Genomic DNA, 22,110 nt, shown 5'->3' on the forward strand with positions numbered 1-22,110 from the left:
CGCCGGCGGGCCGGGCCACCCCCCTCCCGGCCCGCCGGCGCCCCGCACCGCCGATAATCCGTTGCCCCCGACCGACCTCGCGGGTGATCATCGCCGGATGCCCACCACCCCGCCCGACGGCCGCGCCGGGATCGACGCCTCACTGGTCACGCGCCTGCTCGCGGCGCAGTTCCCGCAGTGGGCCCACCTGCCCGTCACCCCGGTGGAGGTCGACGGCTGGGACAACCGCACCTACCGCCTCGGCCACGCCATGACGGTCCGTCTGCCCACCGCCGAGGGCTACGTTCCCGCGGTCGCCAAGGAGAACGAGTGGCTGCCGCGGCTGGCGCCCTCGCTCCCCGTCGCCGTCCCGTCCGTCCTCGGCATGGGTGTCCCGGGCGAGGGCTACCCCTTCCCCTGGTCCGTGCGCGGCTGGCTGCCCGGCGGTACGGCCGCCCCCGAACGCATCGCGGACCTCCCCCGGTTCGCCCGAGACCTCGGCGGGTTCCTCCTCGCCCTCCAGGGCTGCGACCCCACCGGCGGCCCGGCCGCCGGGCAGCACAGCTGGTACCGGGGTGCCTCGCCCGCCCACTACGACGAGGAGACCCGCCGTTGCCTGGCCCTCCTCGAAGGCCACGTCGACACCGCCCGGGCCCGTGCCGTCTGGGACGCCGCCCTCGCCGCCCCGTGGCACGGCCGGCCCGTCTGGTTCCACGGCGACATCGCCTCCGGCAACCTCCTCGTCCACGGCGGCGAACTCTCCGCCGTCATCGACTTCGGCACCTCGGGCGTCGGCGACCCCGCCTGCGACCTGGTCATCGCCTGGACCATGTTCTCCGGCGCCGCCCGTGAGGCGTTCCGCCGCACCGTCCGCCAGGACCCCGCCACCTGGGCCCGCGCCCGCGGCTGGGCCCTGTGGAAGTCACTGCTGGTGCTCACCGGCTCCCTCACCACCGACCCGGCCCGCGCCGGGGCCGACCGCCGCGTCATCGCCGAAGTCCTCGACGACCACGACCGGTTCGCGCGGGCGGGCGCCGCCGCGGCAGGGTGAGCCCCGCCACCGTCAGGCCGGGCGCGGACCGCGCAGCACGAGCAGGGCGAGCCCTTCGGCGTCGAACCGGTCCACCGTGCCCCACGCGCCCACGAGGACGCCGATCTCGTCCTCGTCCAGGGCGATGCCCCTGCGTTCGGCGGGGGTGTTCGCGGCCAGGGGCGTGATCACCACCAGCGCGCCCCCGGGCCGCAGCCGGGCCGCGAGACGGCGCAGCACATCGGAGCGGTCGCGGAAGAACGCGACCACCAGGCGCAGCGTGACGAGGTCGTAGCCGGCATCGCCCAGCTCGGCGGGCCATCCGTCCTCGACGTCGCCGCACAACCAGCGCACCGACCCGCGGGCGGGCGCCCGCTTCCCGGCCCGCTCCAGAGCGCTCTCGGCGAAGTCGACGCCGTCCACCGCGTACCCGAGTCCCGCCAGGTGGACGGCGAGTTCACCCGTGCCGCAGCCCACGTCCAGCGCCCGGGAACCGCTGCCGGCCGGCACGTGCTGGGCGAGCAGTTCGCGCTCCGAGGCGGTGAGACGGCGGAAGCCCCTGCCCCCGGCGTAGTGCTCGTCCCATGCGCTCCGGGTCGGGTACGGCAAGGGACCACTCCTTCTCGCGGGGGTACGGGCGGGGCGGGTGCGTCGGCAGGTTCAGCCCGCGCGCTCCGCCGCGCTGCGCTCGACGCAGAACTCGTTGCCCTCCGGGTCGGCGAGCACGACCCAGCCCGTGCCGTCGGGGCGGCGGCGGTCGTCCACCTGCGTCGCGCCGAGCAGCAGCAGGCGCTCGACCTCCTCGTCCCGGGTGCGGTCCTGCGGCTGGACGTCGAGGTGCACGCGGTTCTTGACGGTCTTGGCGTCCGGGACGGTCACGAAGAGGATCCCGGGGCCGCCGTCGACCTCGATCAGGACCTCCTCGTCACCCGGTTCGTCGTCCGCGTGGAGCGGGCGGTCCAGGACGAGGGACCAGAAGCTCGCCAGGCGGTGGGCGTCGGAGCTGTCGATCGTGATGTGGCGCATTGCGGAGGTCATGGGGACGGATTCTGGTCCACCGCGGAGGACGGGGCAACGCGGTTGTGCCGGCGGCACCGGACGGGCCTTCGGGCGTTCCCCCGTCCGGTCCCGCGGGCGGGGGACCACCGCGCCGGCCGCCGCTCCGGAACCCGGCGATGCCGATGGACCCGACGTCGGGACCGAGGTCAGCCGGCACGGGACGTACCGCGCTACGAACGTCAGTCCGTGCGGCCCGTCGCGGCCACCGTGACGCCGAGGCCGATCATGGCCAGCCCACCCGCGCCGCCGATCGCGGAGAGGCGCCGGTCGGAGCGGCCCAGCCACACGCGGGCAGCGGAGGCGGTCAGACCCCACAGGGTGTCGCTGACCAGGCCGATGCCCATCGGGACGAGGCCCAGGAGCAGCATCTGCGCCGGCAGCGACCCGGCCGAGTGGTCCACGAACTGGGGGAGCACGGCGGCGAAGAAGACGATGCCCTTGGGGTTGGTGACCCCGACCGCCAGGCCGTCCGCGACGGTGCGCAGGTCACCGCGGGCGGGCCGCGCGGGGCCGTCCATCGCGCCCACCGTGAGCTGCCGGCGGTGCCGGAACGCCTTCACGCCGAGGAGGACCAGGTAGGCGGCCCCGGCCAGTTTCACCGTGAGGAAGAGCGTCATCGACCGCTCGAACAGCGAGCCCAGACCGAACGCCACGGCCACCACCAGCAGGTAGGAGCCGATGAAGTTGCCCAGCACCGACGCGAGGGCGGTGCGCCGGCCGTGGGCCAGGGCGCGGCCGATGACGAAGAGCACGCTGGGCCCGGGAATGACGATGACGAGCAGGGACATCGCGGCGAACGCGAGCAGCCGGTCCGTGGACACCATGGTCCATCACCTCCGCGGCCATTGAAGCAGGTGCCGGGGGTCCCCCCGCCGGTCGTGCGGCGACCGGCGGGGGAGTCCGGGGACGGACCCGGGACCGTCAGTCCCGGCCCACCACGGCCTCGCCGTACGGGATCAGCCGGACCGGCCCGACGAGCCCGGTGCGCTGCGAGGCGGCACCGCCGTAGACCGACGGGTCGCTGACGCGCAGCCGGTTGATCAGCGGCGTGGCCACCTCGACCTCGATCGTGTTGCTGCCGCGGCGCAGCAGCCCGCCGAGGTCCACCACGGGGTCGACGTGGCTGGTGACCGGTGCCGGCCGCCCGTTGACGCTGACCCGGAAGGTGTCGGTCACCTCGCCGAGGTCGAGCACCGCTCCGAATCCGCCGCTCCAGGACCCGTCGAGCTCGACCGTCGTGCGGTAACGGCCGATGCCCGCGGCGTCCTTGATGTCGGGGATGGCGTTCCACGGCGCCAGGGCGTCGAGGGCGATCCGGTGCCGAACGACGGTGGTGCGGTCCGGGTCGGCGCCGGGGCGCCAGTCCTCGGCGTCCAGGCTCCACGAGGTGAGCTCCCGCGGCGCGGGCACCTCCCCGACCACCGTGCCGGCCGACCCCCCGCGCGACAGCGCCGTGGTGTAGGTGCCGGCCGCGCGGGCGCGCAGGACGAGCCGCCCGTCCTCGAAGCGCACGTCGTCCGCGTCCGTACTGACGGCGTGCGTACGGCCGGGCTCGCCGTGGAACCGTCCCGGCGGCGCGAACGCCACGACCATCGACTCGGACGGCTGCAGCGCCACCCGGAAGGTGAACAGGTCGCCGTCCTGCCCGTACAGCGCGAGCGGCCGGGCCTCACCCGTCCACGGGTCGAGCAGGTACGGCACCGCGCCCGAGCGGGTGCGGCGCACCGTGACGGCGTGGTCGATCGCGGCGACGGGGGGCTTGACGGTCTCGGCGTGCTTGCCGTTGACGAGGTAGAACCAGTCGACGCCCTCGTCGAAGCGGTGCATCGTCAGCAGCGTGGAGGGCACGGCGTAGCTGACGTCGGGCACCAGACCGAGGTCCGCGAGGGCCTGGCCCACCGCCGTCTTGTCGGTGACCTGCCGGACCCGCGGCTGCGCCAGCAACTCGGCGACGAGGGAGCGGACCTGCTGCAGCCGCGCGTCGTCCGTCACGCCGGGCGTCGTGACCGTCGTCCAGTCGCCGAGCAGGACGACCGGCAGCCCGGCCCGCGTCAGGCGCAGCAGGTGGCGCGCGTCCGTGACGGTGAGGGTAACCGCGGAGCCGGAGAAGAAGTCGCCCTCGACGAACAGGGCCCGGTAGGCGGGGCCGTCGGGGGCCAGCCGCCCGCCGCGGACCTTCGCCGACGGCAGGTCCAGCAGGGGACCGCTGACGAACTGGTGGGTCCAGCCCAGGGGCACGCCCGTCGAGGTGAACCAGGAGGCGCCGATCCCCGTCGCGGTGTACCCGGTCTGCCGGAAGACGGCGACGTCGATCCGCGAGGTGCCGCGCTGCATGGCGTGGTGCACCCGCGACAGGTAGCCGGCCACGTCGCCGACGTGCCGCCAGGTCGGGTGCCGCGGACCCCAGGACTCGCCGTAGCCGACGGTGCCGTTGTACGGGGTGAAGGCCGCGTAGCCGGGCCACTTCACGCCGGGCAGCGTGGCGTACGAGAAGCCGTGCACGACGGTCTGGTTGACGCCGGCCGCGTAGGCGCCGCCCATGGTGCGCAGGAACTTTTCCCACGTGGTGCTGTACGCGGAGCCGGTGTAGGCGCCGGACTCGCAGGACAGCACCGTGTGGCCCGCCATGTCCCGGCCGCCGGCCAGGCAGCGGTAGTCGTCGAGGTTCTTGAAGCCCAGCGACTCGCCCTCGGGGATGTCCAGCAGCGCGGCCGACAGGATCGCGTCGGTCTGCAGCCCGTACGGCTGGGCGCGCATCCCCAGGCCCAGCGCGTGCGCCCAGTCGCGGAGCGCCGTGAGGTGGTGGGTGTGGTACAGGTCGCTGACGGTGTCCCAGAAGTCGTGCCGTATCTGGCGGGTCGCGACGGCGTCGTAGACGTAGACCTGGTTGCCGCCGCTCATCGCTATCGCGGGGAGGACGGGCAGCAGTTGGTAGCCGTTGCGCTTCTCGAAGGCGGCGGGGAGTCCCGGGGTCCAGGGCAGCGCCTTGGTCTCGATCTCCAGGGAGTCCTCGAACAGGACGCTGCCGGCGCTCTTGAGGAGTCCCCGGATCTCCTTGGTGAGGAGGTTGCGCTCCCAGAAGCCGGTGACCGCCGCGGTGCCCGCCGCGCTGAAGTGGTCCACGACGTAGGCGGTGGGCGAGGTGTGCGGGCCGCCCTCGGGGGTCTGCCCGGTGCCGCGCTGCCAGAAGGCGGTCAGCACCCAGTCGCCCTCGGCGGGGGCGGTCCAGTCCACGGCGCCGTCGACGACCCGCGCGGTGAGGTCCCGGACGCTCGCCCGGTCCAGGCCGGTCTCCTTGCGGGTGGCGTTCTCCGGCGCGATCCGGGTGGCCAGCAGGCCCAGCAGCCGCTGCCGGGTGACCCCGGACGCGGGGGCCGCGGAGGGCGGCGGCACGGGTCCCGTGTAGGCCGTGCCCGCGGCCACGGTGACGGCGCCGAGGGCGAGTTCCTGCACCGCGGCCTCGCTGTCGGGGGTGATCCCGGGGACGGCCGCGGGCCAGCTGGGGCCGACCGTGAGGTCGATGGTGACGCCTCGTCGGCGGGCCTGGTCCAGGGCGGCATGGACGCCGGCGACCCAGGCGGGGCTGCCCCAGCCGTGGTGCTCGGTGTCCAGGACGGAGGTGTCCTTCACGCTGTGGTGGACGGCCGCGATCTCGGCGCCGCCGAACCCCGCGTCGGCGATCTGGTCGACCTCGCGTCTGATCTCGTCGGGGTCCACCAGCCCGTCCGGCCACCACCAGCGGAACTTGGGCCGCACCGCGCTGCCCGGCTCGGCGAAGGTGCCGGCCGCACCGCCCGCGGGCCGGCCGCCGGTCCGCGCGCCGGTTCCGGTTCCGGATCGCGTGCCGGCGGCAGCGGGCAGTGCGGGGGCGAGGGCGGCCGCGGTGCCCGCGACGGCGGTGGCGATGAGGAGGCTGCGGCGGGAAACGCCGCCGTCCTCGGGGCGGTTGCTGTCGTCGTGCATGGTTCCGTGGCTCCCGGAGTGAGAGGAGGAGGTGCCTTTCATCCCGGGGTGATCAGTGCCGGGATGCAGCGCGCTGGGGGTATTGAACCGTTTCAATCTCCGCGGAGGCTACAGCGCGGCCCCGGGCGGGGGCAAGGTCCCGGCGGATTCGACCTCGACGGGCGTGGTGGGGGTGGCGTTCACGGCGTCCGGGGAGGGGGTGCCGGCGGGTCCGGGCCAGGCGTTCCGGCGGGTGTCGTCCACGGGATGAGAACGTTTCAGAGAGGGTTCCGCCGGGGGGAGTCACCGACTGGGGGCCGGTCCTCGTGCGGCCGGGAGCCGCCGGGATCCGGGACGCCCGGCGTCCGTTCCCGCGGTTCCACCGTATAGCGCACGGGGGGCCTTGCCACAAGGCCCCCATACGGGGTGAAAGTCGCTCCTCACGCGCCGGGGAACGGCGCGGGACGGGAGCGAGATGCGTTTTCTGCTGTCCACGATCGGAACACGTGGAGAAGTCCAGCCGCTGGTCGCGCTGGCGAGGGAACTGAAGGCCACGGGCCATGACGCCGTGGTGTGCGGGCCCCCCGACTTCCGTGGAGGGGCCGCGTCCCTGGGGATGACCTACGTGCCCGTCGGGCCCGAACTCCGCGGGACGGCGAAGCAGGGTTCCGGAGCGATCCCGACACCGGAGCAACGCCGGCTGATGATCGAGGGCACGGTCGCGGCGCAGTTCGGGGCCGTGGGCGCGGCCGCCGAGGGCTGCGACGCCGTCGTGGCGGGCGGCGCCCTGGCCGTCGCCGCCCGCTCGGTGGCCGAACTGCGGGGTATCCGCTACGTGTACGCGGCGTTCGCCCCCGTCACCCTGCCGTCGGCGCACCACGCGCCGCCCGTCTTCGGCCTGCTCGGGCAGAAGCCCGGGGACGGGGACACCGGCAACGAGGCGCTGTGGGCCGACGACGCCGCACGCTGGAACGCCCTGTGGGCCGCGCCCCTGAACGCCCGCCGCGCCGGCGCCGGACTGCCCCCGGTCCAGGACGTACGCGACCACATCTTCACCGCCTCCCCCTGGCTGGCGGCGGACCCGGCGCTGGCCCCCTGGCCCCGGCCGTCACCGTCACTCGACGTCCTCCAGACCGGCGCCTGGCTGCTCCCGGACGACCGGCCGCTCTCCCCGGAGGTGGAGGCGTTCCTCGACGCCGGGGAGCCACCGGTCTACTGCGGGTTCGGCAGCACGCGCGCACCGGACGACGCCGCGAGGACGCTGATCGACACCGCCCGCGCACTCGGACGGCGCGTCATCCTCGCGCGGGGCTGGGCCGGTCTGGCGCCCCTCGACGACGGACCCGACTGCCTGACGATCGGCGAGGTGAACCAGCGGGCGCTCTTCCCCCGCGTCGTCGCGGTCGTGCACCACGGCGGCGCCGGCACGACCACCGCGGCCACGGCCGCGGGGGCGCCCCAGGTCGTCCTCCCGCAGATGTTCGACCAGTTCTACTTCGCCGACCGCGTGTCCCGGCTCGGCATCGGCAGCGCCCTCCCCGCCGGCGCCCCCGACGCGCGGTCGCTGCACGCGACCCTGAGCGCCGCCCTCGCCCCGGAGGTGGCGGCCCGGGCCCGCTCCGTCGCCGCGGCGGTTCGCACGGACGGCGCGCGGACCGCCGCCCGGCGCCTGGTCGAGGTGGTCTAGCGGACGGGCGCCGCCGCCGCCCGCCCGTGGAGAACGCGCTTGCCGCATCCGCCGGGACGTCCCGTTCCGGGAGCGCGCACAGCGACTCCCGGCGTGCGGCACCGCGCCTCCCGGCCCCTGCCCCGGGCGGCGCCCCGGCGTTATGTTCACGGCCATGCGGATCACCAAGTACACCCGTGCCTGCGTGCGCGTCGAGCACGAGGGGCGCGTGCTCGTCATCGACCCGGGACGTGGAGCGAGCCGGCGGCGCTCACCGGGGCGGACGCCGTACTCGTCACGCACGAGCACGCCGACCACGTCGACGTCCTGCGCCTGGCCGGGCTCGGCGTGCCGGTCCACGCCCCCGCCGGGGCGGACCTCCCGCGGCTGGAGGCGGTCCGGGTCACCGCCGGTTCGGACTTCACCGCCGCCGGCTTCCGCGTGCGGGCGGTCGGCGGCCGCCACGCGCCCGTCCACGCCGGCCTGCCCGGCTGCGTGAACCTCGGCTACGTCGTCGACGACGCCCTCTATCACCCCGGTGACGCGCTGCACGTGCCCGAGCGGCCGGTCGAGACGCTGCTGGTCCCGCTGCAGGCCTCCTGGCTGAAGACGACCGAGGCGATCGACTTCGTCAACGCCGTGGCACCGTACCGGGCGTTCGGGATCCACGACGGCCAGATCGACGAACGCGGCCTCGCCGGCGTCAACGCCTGGCTCGAGGATCGGACGGACCACGGCTACCGCTACCTCCGGCCCGGCTGCTCGCTCTGACGTGCCGCCCGCGCCCCAATTGCGGATGACCCAGGGGTGAACACCGTTCGTCGGGAGGCGGTACCGCGGGAGCCGGGCGCACTACGATCGCGCGATGGCTGACGACACCTTCCTCGCCCACGGTCCCCGGGTGGCCATCCGGCGGATCACCGTCCGGGACCACGATGAGATCGGCGCGCTCGCCCGGGCCAGCGCCGCATTGCACGCGCCCTGGGTGCCCCGGTGGGAGCACACCCCCGAGTCCTTCGCCGCCTACGTGGAGCGCTTCGACCGGCCGACGCACGAGGGCTTCGTGATCTGCCTCCACGAGACGGGTGCCATCGTCGGCGGGGTCAACATCAACGACATCGTCAGGGGCACCATTCAGAGTGGTGCGCTGGGCTACGTCGCGTACGCGGCGACCACGGGCCGCGGCTACATGACCGAGGGGCTGCGCCTGGTGACGGTGTACGCCTTCGACGACCTCGGCCTGCACCGGCTGGAGGCGAACATCCAGCCCGCGAACGTCGCGTCGATCAGGCTGGTGGAACGGCTGGGGTTCGAGCGCGAGGGGTACTCACCGCGCTTCCAGTACCTGGACGGTGCCTGGCGCGGCCACGAACGGTGGGCCATGACGGTGGAGACGGCGCTCGGTGAGCCCCGCGGGGGCGACTGAGGCCGCCCGGGCGGGCGTCCGGCCGGGCGGACGGGAAGGGCCCGGCCGCGCTGTTAGCGTCCGGGTCATGGAAGACAGCGTTTACGTGGGCAATGCCGGTGCGGACGCGCCGCTCGACCGGGGCTGGCTGCTGGGGCACTTCAAGGAGGCGGGCGACCCGCGGCACAGCGACGCCGTGGAGATCAAGTGGGGCGTCCACCCGGCGGGGGACGAGCGCGGGGAGTGGGTCCGCGGCGAGGAGCGGACGGCGCTGCAGGTCCTCATCAGCGGACGGTTCCGGGTCGAGTTCCCAGGGCGGTCGGTGGTGCTGGCCCGTCAGGGCGACTACGTCGTGTGGGGCAAGGGCGTGGACCACTCGTGGGTGGCGGAGGAGGACTCGACGGTGCTGACCGTCCGCTGGCCGTCCGTGGCGGGCTACGCGCTCCCGGCTCCCGAGGACGCGTAGGGCCCGTTCCGGCGCCTCGGTAGTGCCGCTCTGCCGACCCGCCCGAGCGACCGGGCCCGCGTCGCCCGGGCCCCTTGCGGGCGGCGCCCGAGGGCACATGCCTCGGGGAGGGGCCCTGTCGGTGGCCCCTGCGATGCTGCGCACATGACCGACATGACCACAGCCGCCGACTACGCATGGTTCAGTGAGCAGTACGAGGAGCTGATGGAGGCGTACTGCATCACCCTGGTCCAAGGGCTCGCCCCCGAGGAGCTGCTCGCGGCGCTCGGAGTCGAGTCCACGTCGCGGATCGCGGGTGTGGCCGGGCTGAGTGAACCCTCGTTCCGGCTGGGCGTCCACGACGAGCTGTTCGTGGGCGCCGCTTCCCTCGGCCACTGGTCACTGATGGTCGAGTACAACGGCTACCTGGGTGTCACCGACGAGGCGATGCTTCCGTTGTCGCGAGGGCGCACCGTGGTCTCGCACTTCCGCAACGTCAATGCGGTGGACCATTTCTGCTGGTACCAGGACGGCACGCTCCGCCTGCATTTCGAACCGCTCTTCCCCTACTTCCGCGTGGGGACCCATCCGGACGAACTGGTCACGGCCATGCGGGCGTCGGGCTTCGACCTCAGCGAAGCGGACGACCGGAACTTCGACGAGCACAACGACGCCGCCTTCGCGCTGGCGCACCGCGTCACGGGTGTCCGTCTGACACCGGAGCTCTTCGCGTCCGCGGAGTTCGTCGCCGGAGTCGCGCGGGTGCCCCGCGCGTAACCGCGATCCACCGGGCCCGCCGCCGGCGCTCCCACCGGTGCCGGCGGCCGGCCCGTCGGATTTCGCCGTCCGCCCGGCGCCGTGCCCCTCGTCGAGCGCGGGGTTCCGTCCGGCCGTGTCAGCGCCAACCTCCGCCACGCCAACGTGAGTTGGCCGCGACGTCCGGAATCCGGGACCGCCGGGCGGCCCGTGGGCGCTGGCTCGAAACTGGCGCCGTCGTCGCCCAACCGGGCCGTCGGGGGCCGTCGAACGCGTCGACGACCCCTTGTTTATCAGGCAAAAGACCGCCAGATCCGCATCATTCGGACGGGGTGACGTGTCCGCCGCCGTGGCTGGATCTTTTCGCTCGCCGGCGTCACCTCACTGTTGCCGCCTCGTAAATCCGCACGTGGTCGGCTCGGCGTGGGACCGCTCCCACGGTGAGGGCCCGACCGACTTTCGGACAATGATCTCCGCAGTGATGACAGGGCGCGAACATGCTGAAACGATCCACGACGTCGCGCGAGCATCACTCGCACGTCACCTCGCGGAGGCCTCACCGGCCTCCAATGTTCCCGTCCCCAGCGGCCGTTCCAGCGGCCGGCCAAGGAGCTCCACGAGTGACGAACCATCCCGCTGTCACGGGTGCCAGTTCACCGCCGAATCCCTCCCCCAACCGCCGTGCGCGCGCCGCGCGCGGCCGTGTCGCGGCGACCGCCGCTGTCACGCTCGCCGCACTGCTGACCCCCCTCCTCCCGGCCACCGGCGCCGCCGCCGCGTCCGAGGGGGACGGGACGGCGCCGCGCAAGATCGTTGCGGAGGCCCGTCCCGGGGCGCGCTCCGTCGCCCTCTCCGCCGCGCAGCGCAAGCAGTTGCTCAAGGCCGCCACCGCCGGCCGCGCCACCACCGCCCGGGCCCTGCGGCTGGGCGACAAGGAGGCGCTGATACCCAAGGACGTCATCAAGGACGCCGACGGAACGGTGCACACGCGCTACGAGCGCACCTACGCCGGACTCCCCGTCATCGGCGGCGACATGGTCGTCCACGAGCGGGCGGGCACCCGCACCGTCAGCAAGGCCTCGTCCGCGCCGGTCGCGGTGCCCACGACGAAGGCCGCGACCAGCGCCGCCAAGGCGAAGGAGTCCGCCCTCGCCGCGGCCCGCGCCGAGCGGACCCAGGGCCCGGCCACGGAAGGCGCGCCCCGCCTGGTCGTCTTCCTCGCCGACGGCAAGCCGGTCCTCGCCTGGCAGTCGCACGTCACCGGCACCCAGAAGGACGGCACCCCGAGCCGGCTGAACGTCGTCACCGACGCCGCGACCGGCAAGGAACTCCAGAGCGTCGAGGAGATCCGTTCCGGCACCGGCAACAGCCAGTACAGCGGGCAGGTGCAGATCGGCACCGTGAACAACGGCGGCGTCTTCGAGCTGACCGACCCGGAGCGCGGCGGGCACAAGACGTACGACCTGACCGGTGTCGGCGGCATCGGCAACCTGCTCACCGACGACGACGACGTCTGGGGCGACGGCACCATCGCCGACCGCCAGACCGCCGCCGTGGACGCCGCCTACGGCCAGCGCGAGACCTGGGACTTCTACAAGGAGCGCTTCGGCCGCAACGGCATCGCCGACAACGGCGTCGGGGCCTTCTCCCGCGTCCACTACGGCGACAACTACGCCAACGCCTTCTGGGACGACGGCTGCTTCTGCATGACGTACGGCGACGGCCGCGGCAACGAGCACCCGCTCACGGAACTCGACATCGCCGCCCACGAGATGACGCACGGCGTCACCTACGCCACCGCCAACCTGACCTACGAGAAGGAGTCCGGCGGCCTCAACGAGGCGACCAGCGACATCATGGCCACGGCCGTGGAGTTCTTCGCCGACAACCCCGCCGACGTCCCCGACTACATGCTGGGCGAGCTCGCCGACGTCCGCGGCTCCGGCAAGCCGCTGCGGTACATGGACCAGCCGTCCAAGGACGCCGACCCCGTCAAGGGCACGTCGCTGGACTACTGGTCGCCGGAGCTGAAGAAGGAGGACGTCCACCACAGCTCGGGCCCGGCGAACCACTTCTTCTACCTCCTCTCCGAGGGCAGCGGGAAGAAGACGATCAACGGCGTCGCCTACGACAGCCCCACCTACGACGGCCTTCCGGTCGCCGGGATCGGGCAGCACAACGCGATCGACATCTGGTACCGGGCCCTGACCACGTACATGACCAGCAGCACCGACTACGCCGGCGCCCGCACCGCCACCCTCCAGGCGGCCGCCGACCTGTTCGGGCAGGGCAGCGACACCTACGAGGCCGTCGGCAACGCCTGGGCCGCGGTCAACGTCGGCGCGCGCTACGTCAACCACATCGCCGTGACGACGCCCTCCACCCGCCCCGTGGCCGTCGGTCAGCCGATGACCCGTCAGATCGAGGCGGTGGGCTCCAGCCCCGGCCGGCTCGCCTACTCCGCGCACGGGCTCCCCAAGGGCCTGTCCATCAACGCGCGCACCGGCCTCATCAGCGGCACGCCGAAGAAGGCCGGCACCTACAAGACGGCCGTCACCGTCGAGAACACCGCCCAGCACAAGGCCAAGCGCACGGTGCGCTTCGCCTGGCCCGTCCTGGCCTCCGGCGGACGCTTCTTCGTCAACCCCGCCCGCTTCGACATCCCCAACTGGAAGACGATCGAGTCCCCGCTGATCGTGACGGGCCGCAAGGGCAAGGCGCCCAGTGACCTCAAGGTGACGGTCGACCTCGTCCACCCGTGGGTCGGCGGCCAGATCGTCACCCTGGTGAGCGAGAACGGGACGGAGATCCCGGTGAAGCCCTGGTACTGGGACACCGGCGAGGGCGAGCTGCACGCCACCTACACCGTGGACGCCTCGGCGGTCCCCGCCAACGGCACGTGGAAGCTGCGGGTCACCGACAACACCCCCGGCATCTTCACCGTCGACCCCGGCTACCTCGACCGCTGGAGCCTGACCTTCTGATCCCGCCGGTCCCGCTGACCCCCGGCGCAGCCGGTGCCGCCACGGCACCGGCTGCGCCGCCGTTCCCGCGCCGAGGCGGGCCGCGTCGGCCCCCGCCCGGGAGGCCGCCGCGGGCCTTCGGCCGCCCGCGCCCCCGGTACCGTCCCGGAACGTCGATAATCGACATATGAGTCAGCGCAACGCTTCGAACACCACACTGGGTGACTTCCTGCGGGCGTGCCGTTCCCGGGTGAACCCCGGGGACGTCGGCCTCCCGGACGACGGGCGCCACCGCCGGGTCCCGGGCCTTCGCCGGGAGGAGCTGGCGCAGCTGGCCAACGTGAGCGTGGACTACGTGGTGCGCCTGGAGCAGGGCCGCACGGTGCACGTCTCCACGGCGGTGCTGGAGTCGCTGGCGCGGGCGCTGCGCCTGCGGCCCGACGAGCGCGACTACCTGCTGCGGGTCGCCGCGGCCGGCGCCGAACCGCTCGCCCCGGCGCCGGGCCGCATCCGGCCGCAGACGCAGACCCTGCTCGACGGGCTGCAGGAGTACCCGGCCCTGGTGCTGAGCCACCGGCTGGACGTGCTGGGCTGGAACGCGCTGGGCGCGGCGCTGCTGACGGACTTCGCCGCCGTGCCGGAGCCGCGGCGCAACCTGGTGCGCATGGCGTTCCTGGACCCGGCCTTCCGCGAGCTGTACGTGGACTGGCGGACCGTCGCCCGCGAATGCGTCGCCTACCTCCGCATGGGCGCGGCGCGGGACCCGCAGGACCCGCGGCTGAAAGCACTGGTGGCGGAACTCTCCGACGCCGACGCCGACTTCCGCCGTTGGTGGTCCGACCACCGGGTGCGGACCCGGGCCGCGGGCGAGAAGACCTTCCGGCACCCGGTGGCCGGCACGATGACGCTGGACTTCCAGAGCCTCGTCGTGGGCGACGACCCGGACCAGACCGTCTTCGTCTACACCGCGCAGCCCGGCACACCCGCCCACGAGGCGCTGCGCTTCCTGGCCACGTGGTCGGCGAGCCCCGCGGCCGTCCGCCCCTGACCGGTTCCGACTGGTACCGCCGGTCCCAGGAAGCCGTCGCCTACGGATGATCCTTCTCTGGCCCGCCCTCCACCGCGGGCCGACGCTGGGGCACGTCGGCACAACGACCCCCAGTGATCATCAGGAGCACATCACATGACGACGTGGTTCATCACCGGCGCATCCCGCGGGTTCGGTCTGGAGATCGCCCGGCAGGCCCTCGAACGGGGCGACAACGTCGTGGCCACCGCCCGCACCCCCCGCGCCGTGGAGGACGCGCTCGCGGCCCACGCCGACCGGCTGCTGGCCGTACCGCTCGACGTGAACGACGAGGAGCAGGCGCGGGCCGCCGTCGAGGCCGCGGTGGAGCGGTTCGGCACCATCGACGTCCTCGTCAACAACGCCGGCCGCGGCCTGCTCGGCGCGGTGGAGGAGACCAGCGACGCCGAGGCGCGCGCGGTGTTCGACACGAACGTCTTCGGACTGCTGACCGTGACGCGTGCCGTCCTGCCCGTCATGCGGGCCCGGCGGTCGGGGCGGATCGTCAACCTCAGCTCCGTCGGCGGCTTCGTCGGCTGGGCGGGCTGGGGCCTGTACTGCGCGACCAAGTTCTCGGTCGAGGCGGTCACCGAGTCCCTGCGCCTGGAGCTCGCGCCGCTCGGCATCCAGGCGACCGCGGTCGAGCCCGGCCCGTTCCGTACGGACTTCCTGGACTCCTCCTCCCTGCACCGCACCGAGCGGGTCATCGAGGACTACCAGGACAGCGCGGGCGGCATGCGCGCCTGGGCCGACGACAGCAACCACGCCCAGGACGGCGACCCCGTGAAGGCGGCGGCCGCCATCATCACCGTCGCCGGGGCGGAGGAGATGCCGGCCCGCATCCCGCTGGGCAAGGCCAGCGTCGCCGACGTGGAGGCGAAGCTCGCCGGTGTGGCCCGCGAGATCGGGACGTGGCGGGAGCTCGCCCTGTCCACCGACTTCACCTCGTGATCCAGGCCGGCCCCTCGGCCGCGTGAAGGCCCCGGGTCCCCCGCCGTCACGGCCGGGGACCCGGGGCCTTCGGTGCACCGCCTTGGCGGAAGGGCCTCAACGCAATGCGTCCGGGCCCCCGTTGAGTGCGGTGAGCAGGGCCAGGGGAGTGGCCGCGGCCCACGCCTGGGGCGAGCAGGAGTGCGGGTACGGCACGGGGACCGGGTGCTCGTCCCGGCCGTACCCCGCCATCACCTCCGGCAGGCGCCAGTCGTGGGCGGCGGCGGCCTGGACCAGCCCGTGGGCGATCTGCGAGGCCTCCTCCGCCAGACCGCTGCGCGCGAGCCCCAGCACGACGACCGCGTTGTCGTGCGGCCAGATGCTGCCGCGGTGGTACGACAGCGGGTGGTACGGGGCCTGGCCCGCGGCGAGCGTGCGCACGCCCCAGCCGGAGAAGAAGTCCGGCTGCAGCAGCCGCCGGCCCACCGTCCGCGCGTCGGCCGGGTCGAGGATGCCGGACCACAGCAGGTGCCCGGCGTCCGAGGCCAGCGCGTCCACCTGCCGGTCCTCGCCGTCCAGGGCGAGGGCGGGGAAGTCCCGGCCGCTCATCCAGAAGTCCCGGCGGAACCGCTCCCGCAGGTCGGCCGCGGCCTTCTCGAGCCGGTCCGCCTCCTCGGCGTCACCCCAGACGGTACGGGCCAGGCGGGCGGTGCGGACCAGGGCGTCGTAGGCGTAGCCCTGGACCTCGGCCACGGCGAGCGCGCCCTCGGGGCGGCGGCCGTCGGCGAAGCAGATGGCGCCTTCGGAGTCCTTCCAGTTCTGGTGCGCCAGCCCGCCGCGCGCCGCGTCGGAGGTGTAGCGGAGGTAGCCGCCCGCGCCGAGCCCGCCGTCGCGGAACATCCACTCCACCGCGGCACGCGCGTGCGGCTCCAGGCGCCGCGCGAGCCCGGGGTCGCCGGTCGCCGCGCTGTGCGCCTCCAGCAGCACCAGGAACAGCGGCGTGGCGTCGACGCTGCCGTAGTAGCGGCCGTACGGCACCTGCCGGAAGTGGGCCAGCTCGCCGTGCCGGACCTCGTGCACGATCCGGCCCGGCTGCTCGAGGCGGGCCGCGTCGTGCCGGGTGCCCTGGGCCGCGGCGAGGGCCAGCAGCGTGTCCGCGGCCAGCTCCGGCCGGTACGGCAGCGCGAACAGCGAGGTCAGCAGGGAGTCGCGGCCGAAGAGGGTGAGGAACCAGGGGATGCCGGCCGCGGGTACCAGCAGCGGCTCGCCGGCCGGGCCGGTCGCCGGCACGCGCAGCCGGGCCAGGTCGGCCAGGCCCGCCGCGCAGGCGCGCGCGAGTTCGTCCCAGTTGGTCAGCGAACGCGGCCGCGGCCGTGCCTGGACGAAGCCGTCCTCCTCGGCGGCGTGCCGGTTGCGGACCGACTCCGGGTCCGGGGGAGCGGCCGGTTCGGCCGCGCCGTGGGGCACCGCCCGGACGCTCAGGGCGAGCTCGGCGGCGCCGTGGCCGGGCAGCGGCAGCCGCCAGGTCAGCAGGCGCGCGGTGCCCGCGGGCTCCGTCCGGCGGACGGCCGCGGGGGCGGGGGAGGCGGTGACGGTGGTCCGGGCGTCCCAGTCCTCGCCGCGCCGGTAGCGGAAGGTGACACCGTCCGGACGGTCCTCGGCGGTGCGCCGGCCGTCCGCCTTGTCGTAGCGCCGGTGGTCGCCGCGCAGCTCGAACTGGTCCGCGAAGTCGGCGTCCACCTCCAGTGCGATCTCCACCGTGACCGGCTCCGCGCGGTTGCTGACCACACGGACGCGCTCGGTGAGCGCGCCCGCCTCGACGGCCTGCCGGCGGAAGAGCGAGTACGCCGGCGGTTCGTCCCGGCCGCCCTCGGGGGTGAGGACGAAACCGTCGTCGGAGGAGGTCAGCAGGGACGGCACGACACCGTCCGCGGTGAGCCGCCAGCGGCTCAGGTGCCGGGCGTCGCGGATGAAGAGGCCGTCCGGGGTGTCCCCGCGCCGTCCGGTGATGTCGCCGGAGCGGCTGGTGGAGGCGAAGGTGCCGCGGTGGACCAGCAGACGTTCGACGGTCATCGGGCGTGCTCTCCTTGCGGTGTCCGGTGCAGCAGGTCCAGGGCCAGGGCGGCGGTCCAGCTGAAGCGGCGGATGCCGCGGCCCTGGCCGCCGTGCGGTTCGACGTACTCGGCGAACCCGGTGCGGCGGGCGTCGTCGAGCGCCTGGTCGCGCAGGGCGTCGGCCGCCCGGTCCGCGCCGTGCTGCCGCAGCCCGCGCTCGACCAGCCAGGCGGTGTTGAACCAGCTGGGGCCCCGCCAGTAGCGGTTGCCGTCGTACTCGGGGGCGGTGAGGTCGTAGCTCGGCACCAGGTGCACCCGGCCGAGCCCGAAGCGCTCGCCGTGCGCCGTCGCGATCAGCGACCGCGCGACGTCCTGCGGGAGGCCGGGCACGACCAGCGGCACCAGGCCCGCGACGCTGTGGCCGCCGACCGTCCCGCCGGTCGTCAGGTCACGGGCGAGGAAGATGCCCGCGGTGGGGTCCCACAGCCGCTCCACCAGGGCGGACGTGGCCTCGGCCGCCCTGCGGCGGTGCGGCGCGGGGTCCGCGCCGGTCGCCGCGGCGATCTCGGCGAGGGCGTGCTCGGACGCGATCGACAGGGCGTTGAAGCAGGGGTCCTCGAGGGCGAAGGCGTGCGGGGTGCGCGCGTCGTCGTAGCCGTGGTCGCGGTAGTCGGCGGCGAGCCGGACGTAGCGGCCGTAGTCGAGGTCGGTGGGGCGCTCGGCGGCCGCGCTGTGGTCGAGGTCCGCCCTGCGGAAGGACTCCGGCGGCGCCGGTTCGACCCGGGCGAGCGCCGCGTCCCACACCGGGCTGTTGTCCAGCCCCGGCTCCCAGGGGTGCACCACGGCCGCCAGCCCGCCGCCGCCCAGGTCGCGCGAGCCGGCGAGGTAGCGGTGCCAGGCGGCCAGCCGGGGGTACATCCGCCGCAGGAAGCCGCGCCGCCGGGACTCGGCCGGGTCCGCGAGGTGGACCTGCCAGGCGGCGAGCGCGTGCACCGGCGGCTGGACGATACCGGAGGTCTCGATGTCCGCGGGCGCGCCCGACGCCGCGCCCGCAGACGAGCTGCGCCAGAAGTCGGGGCTCGGGAAGTACGCGTCCAGGGGCACCGAGGGGTTGAAGACGATGTGCGGGATCCGGCCGTCCCGCCACTGCGCCCCGAGCAGGGTCTCCAGCTCCCGCTGGGCCCTGCGCGGGGCGAGCCGGGCCAGCCCGATGGCGATGAAGGCCGAGTCCCAGCTCCACTGGTGCGGGTAGAGGGTGCGCGAGGGGACGGTCGCCGCGCCCGTCCAGTTGGACAGCAGCACGCGGGCCGCGGCCCGGCGCAGCGCGGCGTCCCGGTCCTCCTCGGGACCTGCGGACCGCAGGGCCGGTTCGAGGACGGCCGTCATCCGGTGGCCCGGTGCAGGAAGGCGGGGACCGAGCGCACGGCGTCGACGGGGTCGCCGGTCAGGCGGCACTCCGCGGCCAGGTAGCCGTCGTAACCGGCGGCGTCCAGCGCTCCGAGCCAGGCGGGCCAGTCCAGGTGGCCCGCGCCGGGCTGGAAGCGGTTGGAGTCGCTGACCTGGGCGTGGCCGATCAGCGGTGCCGCGGCCAGGATGGCCGCCGCCGGATCGGTCTCCTCGATGTTCATGTGGTAGCTGTCGATCCCGATGCGCACCGAGTCCAGACCGACGGTGCGGATCAGGTCGGCGGCCTGCTCCAGCCGGTTGACCATGTGGTCCTCGTAGCGGTTGAGGGGCTCGAGGAACAGCGTGACCCCCTCGGCGCGGGCGTGCTCGCCCAGTTCCGTCAGCCCCGTCAGGAGCACCTCGCGGTCCTCCTCCTCGCTGCGCGGCGGCTCGAAGGGCGGCAGCCGGCGGGAGAACATGCCGTAGGAGGCGGGGGTCTGGGCGCCCAGCCCGCCGAGTTCGGCGATGACGCTGAGCTGCGACTTCATCTGTGCGACGGCGTCACGCCGCAGGTCGGGGTCGAAGGCGCCGAAGAAGTGCAGCATGTCGACGCAGACCGTCGGCATGACGACGCCGTCGGCCTGCGCCCTGCGCAGCTCGGGCAGCCGGTCGCGGAAGTGGAAGTCGCCCTTCCCGCGCAGTTCGACGGCGTCGTAGCCGGCCTCCTGGGCGAACTCCCACTTCTGCTGGAGGGTGTCACCGGGCAGCAACTGTTCCTGGCAAGCGGTCTTGAACATGATCGAGGGGCCTCTCAGAACTCCAGGACGACCTGGAGCGCGTCGGCGGGACGCTCATCCAGCAGGACGTAGGCTTCGGCCGCGTCGGCGACCGGGACGACATGACTGACGAGGGACCGCACGTCGACGTGCCCCTCGGCGACCAGCCGCAGGAAGGTCTGCTGCAGGCGCTCGACGCTCCAGCGCCCGGAGAGCTGCGGCGGGACCCCGCCGATCTGGGAGCAGATCAGCTGGACGCGGTTGTGGTGGAACTCGTCACCGAGCCGCAGGCCCACACCGTCGCCCTGGTAGAAGCCGGAGGCCACGACCCGGCCGCCGACCGCGACCGAGCGCAGGGCGTCGTGCAGGGCCGGGTAGGCGCCGCTGATCTCGATGGCGACGTCGGCGCCGCGGCCGTCGGTGGCGGTGCGGATCCGCTCGGCGACCGCGTCCGTACGGGCGTTGAGGGTGGTCGTCGCGCCGTACTCCGCGGCCTTGGCGAGGCGGACGTCGAGCGCGTCGACGGCGGTGACGCGGGCGCCGTTCAGCTGGGCGAGGCGGGTGGTGAGCAGTCCGATGACGCCCTGGCCGAAGACGGCGACGTCCTCGCCGAGGTGGACGTCGGCGCCGAGGACGGCGTTGTAGGCGATCGCGCCGACGCGGGCGAAGGCCCCGGCCAGCGGCTCCAGGCCGGCCGGCAGCACATGCCCGGCCATGCGCTCGGCAGGCACGACGCCCTCGCTGCGGTGGCCCCAGATGCCCCAGACCAGTTCGCCGACGGCCGGCATGCCGGGCACGTCCGTGAGTTCCGGTGAGACTTCCGTCACCTCGCCGACCTCGGAGTACCCCCAGCCCGCCACGGGGTACTCGATGCCCGCCGCGCCGTCGCGGAACAGGCGGGCCTCCGGGTCCCAGGTGCGGGTCAGGTACGGGTTGGTCCCGCGGTACGCGGTGAGTTCGGTGCCCGCCGAGATGCCGGAGTAGCGGGTTCGTACGCGCAGATGGCCAGGGGGCAGGGGGACTGACTCGCTCGGGGCGACCTCCACCTGACGGGGGCCGGTGAACTGGACTACGCGTTCCACAGGGGACTCCGGAAAGATCGGTTATGCGGTCCGTTCAGCCATCGACGGCTGACTTACGTCGAAGATATCCGAGACTTAAGTCTTGTCAACAAGCAAAAGTGGTGCTCTGATGCAACGCGTACGTAACGCAAGGCTGACGATGAGGACGGTTGATGCGCATGTGGTCCCGACGGTCGAGGGCGCTGGCGAGCGGCTTGGCCGCCGTAGTGGGAATCGGGGTGATGTCCGGCTGCGCGGCGCAGGACAACGGGAAACCCGACAACAAGATCACCGTCTGGAGCCTGGAGAACCTCACCGACCGCGTCGAGGCGACGAAGAAGGTCGTCTCCGCCTTCGAGAAGGAGTCCGGGGTCAAGGTGAACCTCGTCGGGGTCGACGAGGGCCAGCTGCCTCAGCTGATCATGTCGGCCGCCGCCGCGGGCACCCTTCCCGACGTCATCGGCGGCATACCCCTCGCGCCGGTCTGGCAGATGTACAGCAACGGCCTGCTGAACACCGCCGCCACGAAGAAGATCGTCGACGACCTGGGGTCCGGTACCTTCAACGGCAACGCCCTCAAGCTGACCGGCGACGGCGCCACCCGCCTCGGCGTGCCCAGCGACGCCTGGATGCAGATCCTCGTCTACCGCAAGGACCTCTTCGCCAAGGCAGGTCTCGCCGCCCCCGACAGCTACGACGCGATGCTCAAGGCCGCGCGGAAGCTCAACAGCGGTGGCACCAGCGGCATCTCGCTCTCCACCGACCCCAGTGACGTCTTCACCCAGCAGAGCTTCGAGGACATCGCCCTCGCCAACGGCTGCGAACTCGCAGACGCCAAGGGCGACGTCACCCTCGACAGCCCGCAGTGCGACCGCGCCTTCGACGCCTACGCCAAGCTCGCCGGCGACTACGGCGCCCCCGGAACCCAGACCGTGGACACCACCCGGGCCGTCTACTTCGCCGGGCGCTCCTCCATGATCGTCTGGTCCACCTTCCTCCTCGACGAGCTGGCCGGCCTGCGAGGCGACGCACTGCCCAGCTGCGCCCAGTGCAAGAAGGACCCGCAGTACCTCTCGGACAACAGCGGGATCGTCACCGCGCTGAGCGGTCCCGACGCCGCCAAGCCCGCCCAGTTCGGCGAGGTCTCCTCCTGGGTGGTGACCAAGACCGCGGAGACCGCGGCCTCGGAGAAGTTCATCGAGTACATGATGGGCGACGGCTACCAGGGCTGGTTCGGCATGGCCCCCGAGGGCAAGATCCCGGTCCGGTCCGGAACCGCCGACGACCCGCAGAAGTACCTCAAGGCCTGGCGGGCCAGCGACATGGGCGTGGACACGAAGAAGTCCATGGAAGAGGTCTTCTCCCCGCAGCTGCTCGACGAACTCATCGCCGGGGTCAGCAACATGAAGCGCTGGGGCATCACCCAGGGCCAGGGCGCACTCGTGGGCGCCACCATCGGCGAACTGCCCATCCCCAAGGCGGTGGGCGACATGACCACCGGCCAGACCTCCCCCCAGGAGGCGGCCGAGGAGGCCGACGAGGAAGTCGCGTCCCTGCAGAAGTCCCTCCAGTGAGCCGCCCCCGGCCTCGTC

The 22,110-nt window shown here is 73.6% G+C and carries 18 protein-coding genes and 1 pseudogene; 10 read left to right on the plus strand and 9 right to left on the minus strand.

The window, feature by feature from the left end:
- The first annotated feature begins 97 nt into the window (after positions 1 to 97).
- Positions 98 to 1,030 (plus strand): aminoglycoside phosphotransferase family protein, encoded by a 933-nt coding sequence (locus ACFZAU_RS02510; protein WP_500550720.1) that lies wholly within the window; start codon positions 98 to 100, stop codon positions 1,028 to 1,030.
- Between the two features lie 12 nt (positions 1,031 to 1,042).
- Here the strand turns inward: ACFZAU_RS02510 and ACFZAU_RS02515 are convergent, their stop codons facing one another.
- The 5 genes from ACFZAU_RS02515 to ACFZAU_RS02535 form a co-directional block, all read right to left on the minus strand.
- Positions 1,043 to 1,618 (minus strand): class I SAM-dependent methyltransferase, encoded by a 576-nt coding sequence (locus ACFZAU_RS02515; protein WP_500550721.1) that lies wholly within the window; start codon positions 1,616 to 1,618, stop codon positions 1,043 to 1,045.
- Between the two features lie 51 nt (positions 1,619 to 1,669).
- The gene (locus ACFZAU_RS02520) at positions 1,670 to 2,047 is read right to left on the minus strand and encodes a VOC family protein (RefSeq protein ID WP_500550722.1); all 378 of its coding nucleotides are present in this window, start codon (positions 2,045 to 2,047) and stop codon (positions 1,670 to 1,672) included.
- A gap of 200 nt (positions 2,048 to 2,247) precedes the next feature.
- Positions 2,248 to 2,892: a LysE family translocator gene (locus ACFZAU_RS02525; protein ID WP_499605378.1), complete on the minus strand. Its 645-nt coding sequence runs from the start codon at positions 2,890 to 2,892 to the stop codon at positions 2,248 to 2,250.
- Between the two features lie 97 nt (positions 2,893 to 2,989).
- Positions 2,990 to 6,031: a glycosyl hydrolase gene (locus ACFZAU_RS02530; RefSeq protein ID WP_500550723.1), complete on the minus strand. Its 3,042-nt coding sequence runs from the start codon at positions 6,029 to 6,031 to the stop codon at positions 2,990 to 2,992.
- 108 nt (positions 6,032 to 6,139) lie between these two features.
- A complete protein-coding gene (locus ACFZAU_RS02535; RefSeq protein ID WP_500550724.1) occupies positions 6,140 to 6,274 on the minus strand; it encodes a hypothetical protein in 135 nt (44 codons plus the stop codon).
- A gap of 211 nt (positions 6,275 to 6,485) precedes the next feature.
- On the opposite strand from ACFZAU_RS02535, the gene ACFZAU_RS02540 reads away from it, so the two are divergent.
- The 8 genes and pseudogenes from ACFZAU_RS02540 to ACFZAU_RS02575 all read left to right on the plus strand — a co-directional run bounded on the left by ACFZAU_RS02540 (position 6,486) and on the right by ACFZAU_RS02575 (position 15,262).
- Positions 6,486 to 7,697: a glycosyltransferase gene (locus ACFZAU_RS02540; protein WP_500550725.1), complete on the plus strand. Its 1,212-nt coding sequence runs from the start codon at positions 6,486 to 6,488 to the stop codon at positions 7,695 to 7,697.
- A 154-nt stretch (positions 7,698 to 7,851) separates the two neighbouring features.
- Positions 7,852 to 8,447 (plus strand): annotated as a pseudogene (locus ACFZAU_RS02545) (MBL fold metallo-hydrolase).
- A 94-nt stretch (positions 8,448 to 8,541) separates the two neighbouring features.
- Positions 8,542 to 9,102 carry a GNAT family N-acetyltransferase gene (locus ACFZAU_RS02550; RefSeq protein WP_500550726.1) on the plus strand — a complete coding sequence of 187 codons (561 nt, stop codon included), beginning with the start codon at positions 8,542 to 8,544 and terminating at the stop codon, positions 9,100 to 9,102.
- Positions 9,103 to 9,169: 67 nt separating this feature from the next.
- Positions 9,170 to 9,547, plus strand: a complete 378-nt coding sequence (locus ACFZAU_RS02555; RefSeq protein ID WP_499605368.1) for a cupin domain-containing protein — start codon at positions 9,170 to 9,172, stop codon at positions 9,545 to 9,547.
- 144 nt (positions 9,548 to 9,691) lie between these two features.
- Entirely contained in the window at positions 9,692 to 10,303 is a 612-nt protein-coding gene (locus tag ACFZAU_RS02560; protein ID WP_500550727.1) for a DUF6461 domain-containing protein, read from the plus strand.
- Between the two features lie 599 nt (positions 10,304 to 10,902).
- Positions 10,903 to 13,266 (plus strand): M4 family metallopeptidase, encoded by a 2,364-nt coding sequence (locus ACFZAU_RS02565; protein WP_500550728.1) that lies wholly within the window; start codon positions 10,903 to 10,905, stop codon positions 13,264 to 13,266.
- Positions 13,267 to 13,432: 166 nt separating this feature from the next.
- Positions 13,433 to 14,293 (plus strand): helix-turn-helix transcriptional regulator, encoded by an 861-nt coding sequence (locus ACFZAU_RS02570; RefSeq protein ID WP_500550729.1) that lies wholly within the window; start codon positions 13,433 to 13,435, stop codon positions 14,291 to 14,293.
- Positions 14,294 to 14,428: 135 nt separating this feature from the next.
- Positions 14,429 to 15,262, plus strand: a complete 834-nt coding sequence (locus ACFZAU_RS02575; protein ID WP_499605361.1) for an oxidoreductase — start codon at positions 14,429 to 14,431, stop codon at positions 15,260 to 15,262.
- Between the two features lie 96 nt (positions 15,263 to 15,358).
- Here the strand turns inward: ACFZAU_RS02575 and ACFZAU_RS02580 are convergent, their stop codons facing one another.
- The 4 genes from ACFZAU_RS02580 to ACFZAU_RS02595 are packed head-to-tail and all read right to left on the minus strand — an operon-like array spanning position 15,359 to position 20,539.
- Entirely contained in the window at positions 15,359 to 17,314 is a 1,956-nt protein-coding gene (locus tag ACFZAU_RS02580) for an amylo-alpha-1,6-glucosidase (RefSeq protein WP_500550730.1), read from the minus strand.
- The gene (locus tag ACFZAU_RS02585; protein ID WP_500550731.1) at positions 17,311 to 18,681 is read right to left on the minus strand and encodes an MGH1-like glycoside hydrolase domain-containing protein; all 1,371 of its coding nucleotides are present in this window, start codon (positions 18,679 to 18,681) and stop codon (positions 17,311 to 17,313) included. Before ACFZAU_RS02585 ends, ACFZAU_RS02580 begins: the two co-directional genes overlap by 4 nt.
- On the minus strand, positions 18,678 to 19,478 hold the full coding sequence (locus tag ACFZAU_RS02590; protein ID WP_500550732.1) for a sugar phosphate isomerase/epimerase family protein: 801 nt from the start codon (positions 19,476 to 19,478) through the stop codon (positions 18,678 to 18,680). Before ACFZAU_RS02590 ends, ACFZAU_RS02585 begins: the two co-directional genes overlap by 4 nt.
- A 14-nt stretch (positions 19,479 to 19,492) precedes the next feature.
- A complete protein-coding gene (locus ACFZAU_RS02595) occupies positions 19,493 to 20,539 on the minus strand; it encodes a zinc-dependent alcohol dehydrogenase (RefSeq protein WP_500465758.1) in 1,047 nt (348 codons plus the stop codon).
- A gap of 152 nt (positions 20,540 to 20,691) precedes the next feature.
- Here ACFZAU_RS02595 and ACFZAU_RS02600 point away from each other — a divergent pair, with 152 nt between their 5' ends.
- Positions 20,692 to 22,092, plus strand: a complete 1,401-nt coding sequence (locus ACFZAU_RS02600) for an ABC transporter substrate-binding protein (protein WP_500550733.1) — start codon at positions 20,692 to 20,694, stop codon at positions 22,090 to 22,092.
- The last annotated feature ends 18 nt before the right edge of the window (positions 22,093 to 22,110 follow it).

The sequence above is a fragment of the Streptomyces sp. NPDC008238 genome (assembly GCF_042956445.1).
In the GTDB taxonomy this organism is placed as follows: Bacteria; Actinomycetota; Actinomycetes; order Streptomycetales; family Streptomycetaceae; genus Actinacidiphila.

Bases quoted from the DNA above. Each gene is read 5' to 3' on its own strand.
- ACFZAU_RS02510 (WP_500550720.1), top strand. From the start codon at position 98: ATGCCCACCACCCCGCCCGACGGCCGCGCCGGGATCGACGCCTCACTG.
- ACFZAU_RS02585 (WP_500550731.1), bottom strand. From the start codon at position 18,681: ATGACGGCCGTCCTCGAACCGGCCCTGCGGTCCGCAGGTCCCGAGGAG.
- ACFZAU_RS02540 (WP_500550725.1), top strand. From the start codon at position 6,486: ATGCGTTTTCTGCTGTCCACGATCGGAACACGTGGAGAAGTCCAGCCG.
- ACFZAU_RS02560 (WP_500550727.1), top strand. From the start codon at position 9,692: ATGACCGACATGACCACAGCCGCCGACTACGCATGGTTCAGTGAGCAG.
- ACFZAU_RS02555 (WP_499605368.1), top strand. From the start codon at position 9,170: ATGGAAGACAGCGTTTACGTGGGCAATGCCGGTGCGGACGCGCCGCTC.
- ACFZAU_RS02550 (WP_500550726.1), top strand. From the start codon at position 8,542: ATGGCTGACGACACCTTCCTCGCCCACGGTCCCCGGGTGGCCATCCGG.
- ACFZAU_RS02600 (WP_500550733.1), top strand. From the start codon at position 20,692: ATGCGCATGTGGTCCCGACGGTCGAGGGCGCTGGCGAGCGGCTTGGCC.
- ACFZAU_RS02520 (WP_500550722.1), bottom strand. From the start codon at position 2,047: ATGACCTCCGCAATGCGCCACATCACGATCGACAGCTCCGACGCCCAC.
- ACFZAU_RS02525 (WP_499605378.1), bottom strand. From the start codon at position 2,892: ATGGTGTCCACGGACCGGCTGCTCGCGTTCGCCGCGATGTCCCTGCTC.
- ACFZAU_RS02530 (WP_500550723.1), bottom strand. From the start codon at position 6,031: ATGCACGACGACAGCAACCGCCCCGAGGACGGCGGCGTTTCCCGCCGC.
- ACFZAU_RS02590 (WP_500550732.1), bottom strand. From the start codon at position 19,478: ATGTTCAAGACCGCTTGCCAGGAACAGTTGCTGCCCGGTGACACCCTC.
- ACFZAU_RS02570 (WP_500550729.1), top strand. From the start codon at position 13,433: ATGAGTCAGCGCAACGCTTCGAACACCACACTGGGTGACTTCCTGCGG.
- ACFZAU_RS02580 (WP_500550730.1), bottom strand. From the start codon at position 17,314: ATGACCGTCGAACGTCTGCTGGTCCACCGCGGCACCTTCGCCTCCACC.
- ACFZAU_RS02575 (WP_499605361.1), top strand. From the start codon at position 14,429: ATGACGACGTGGTTCATCACCGGCGCATCCCGCGGGTTCGGTCTGGAG.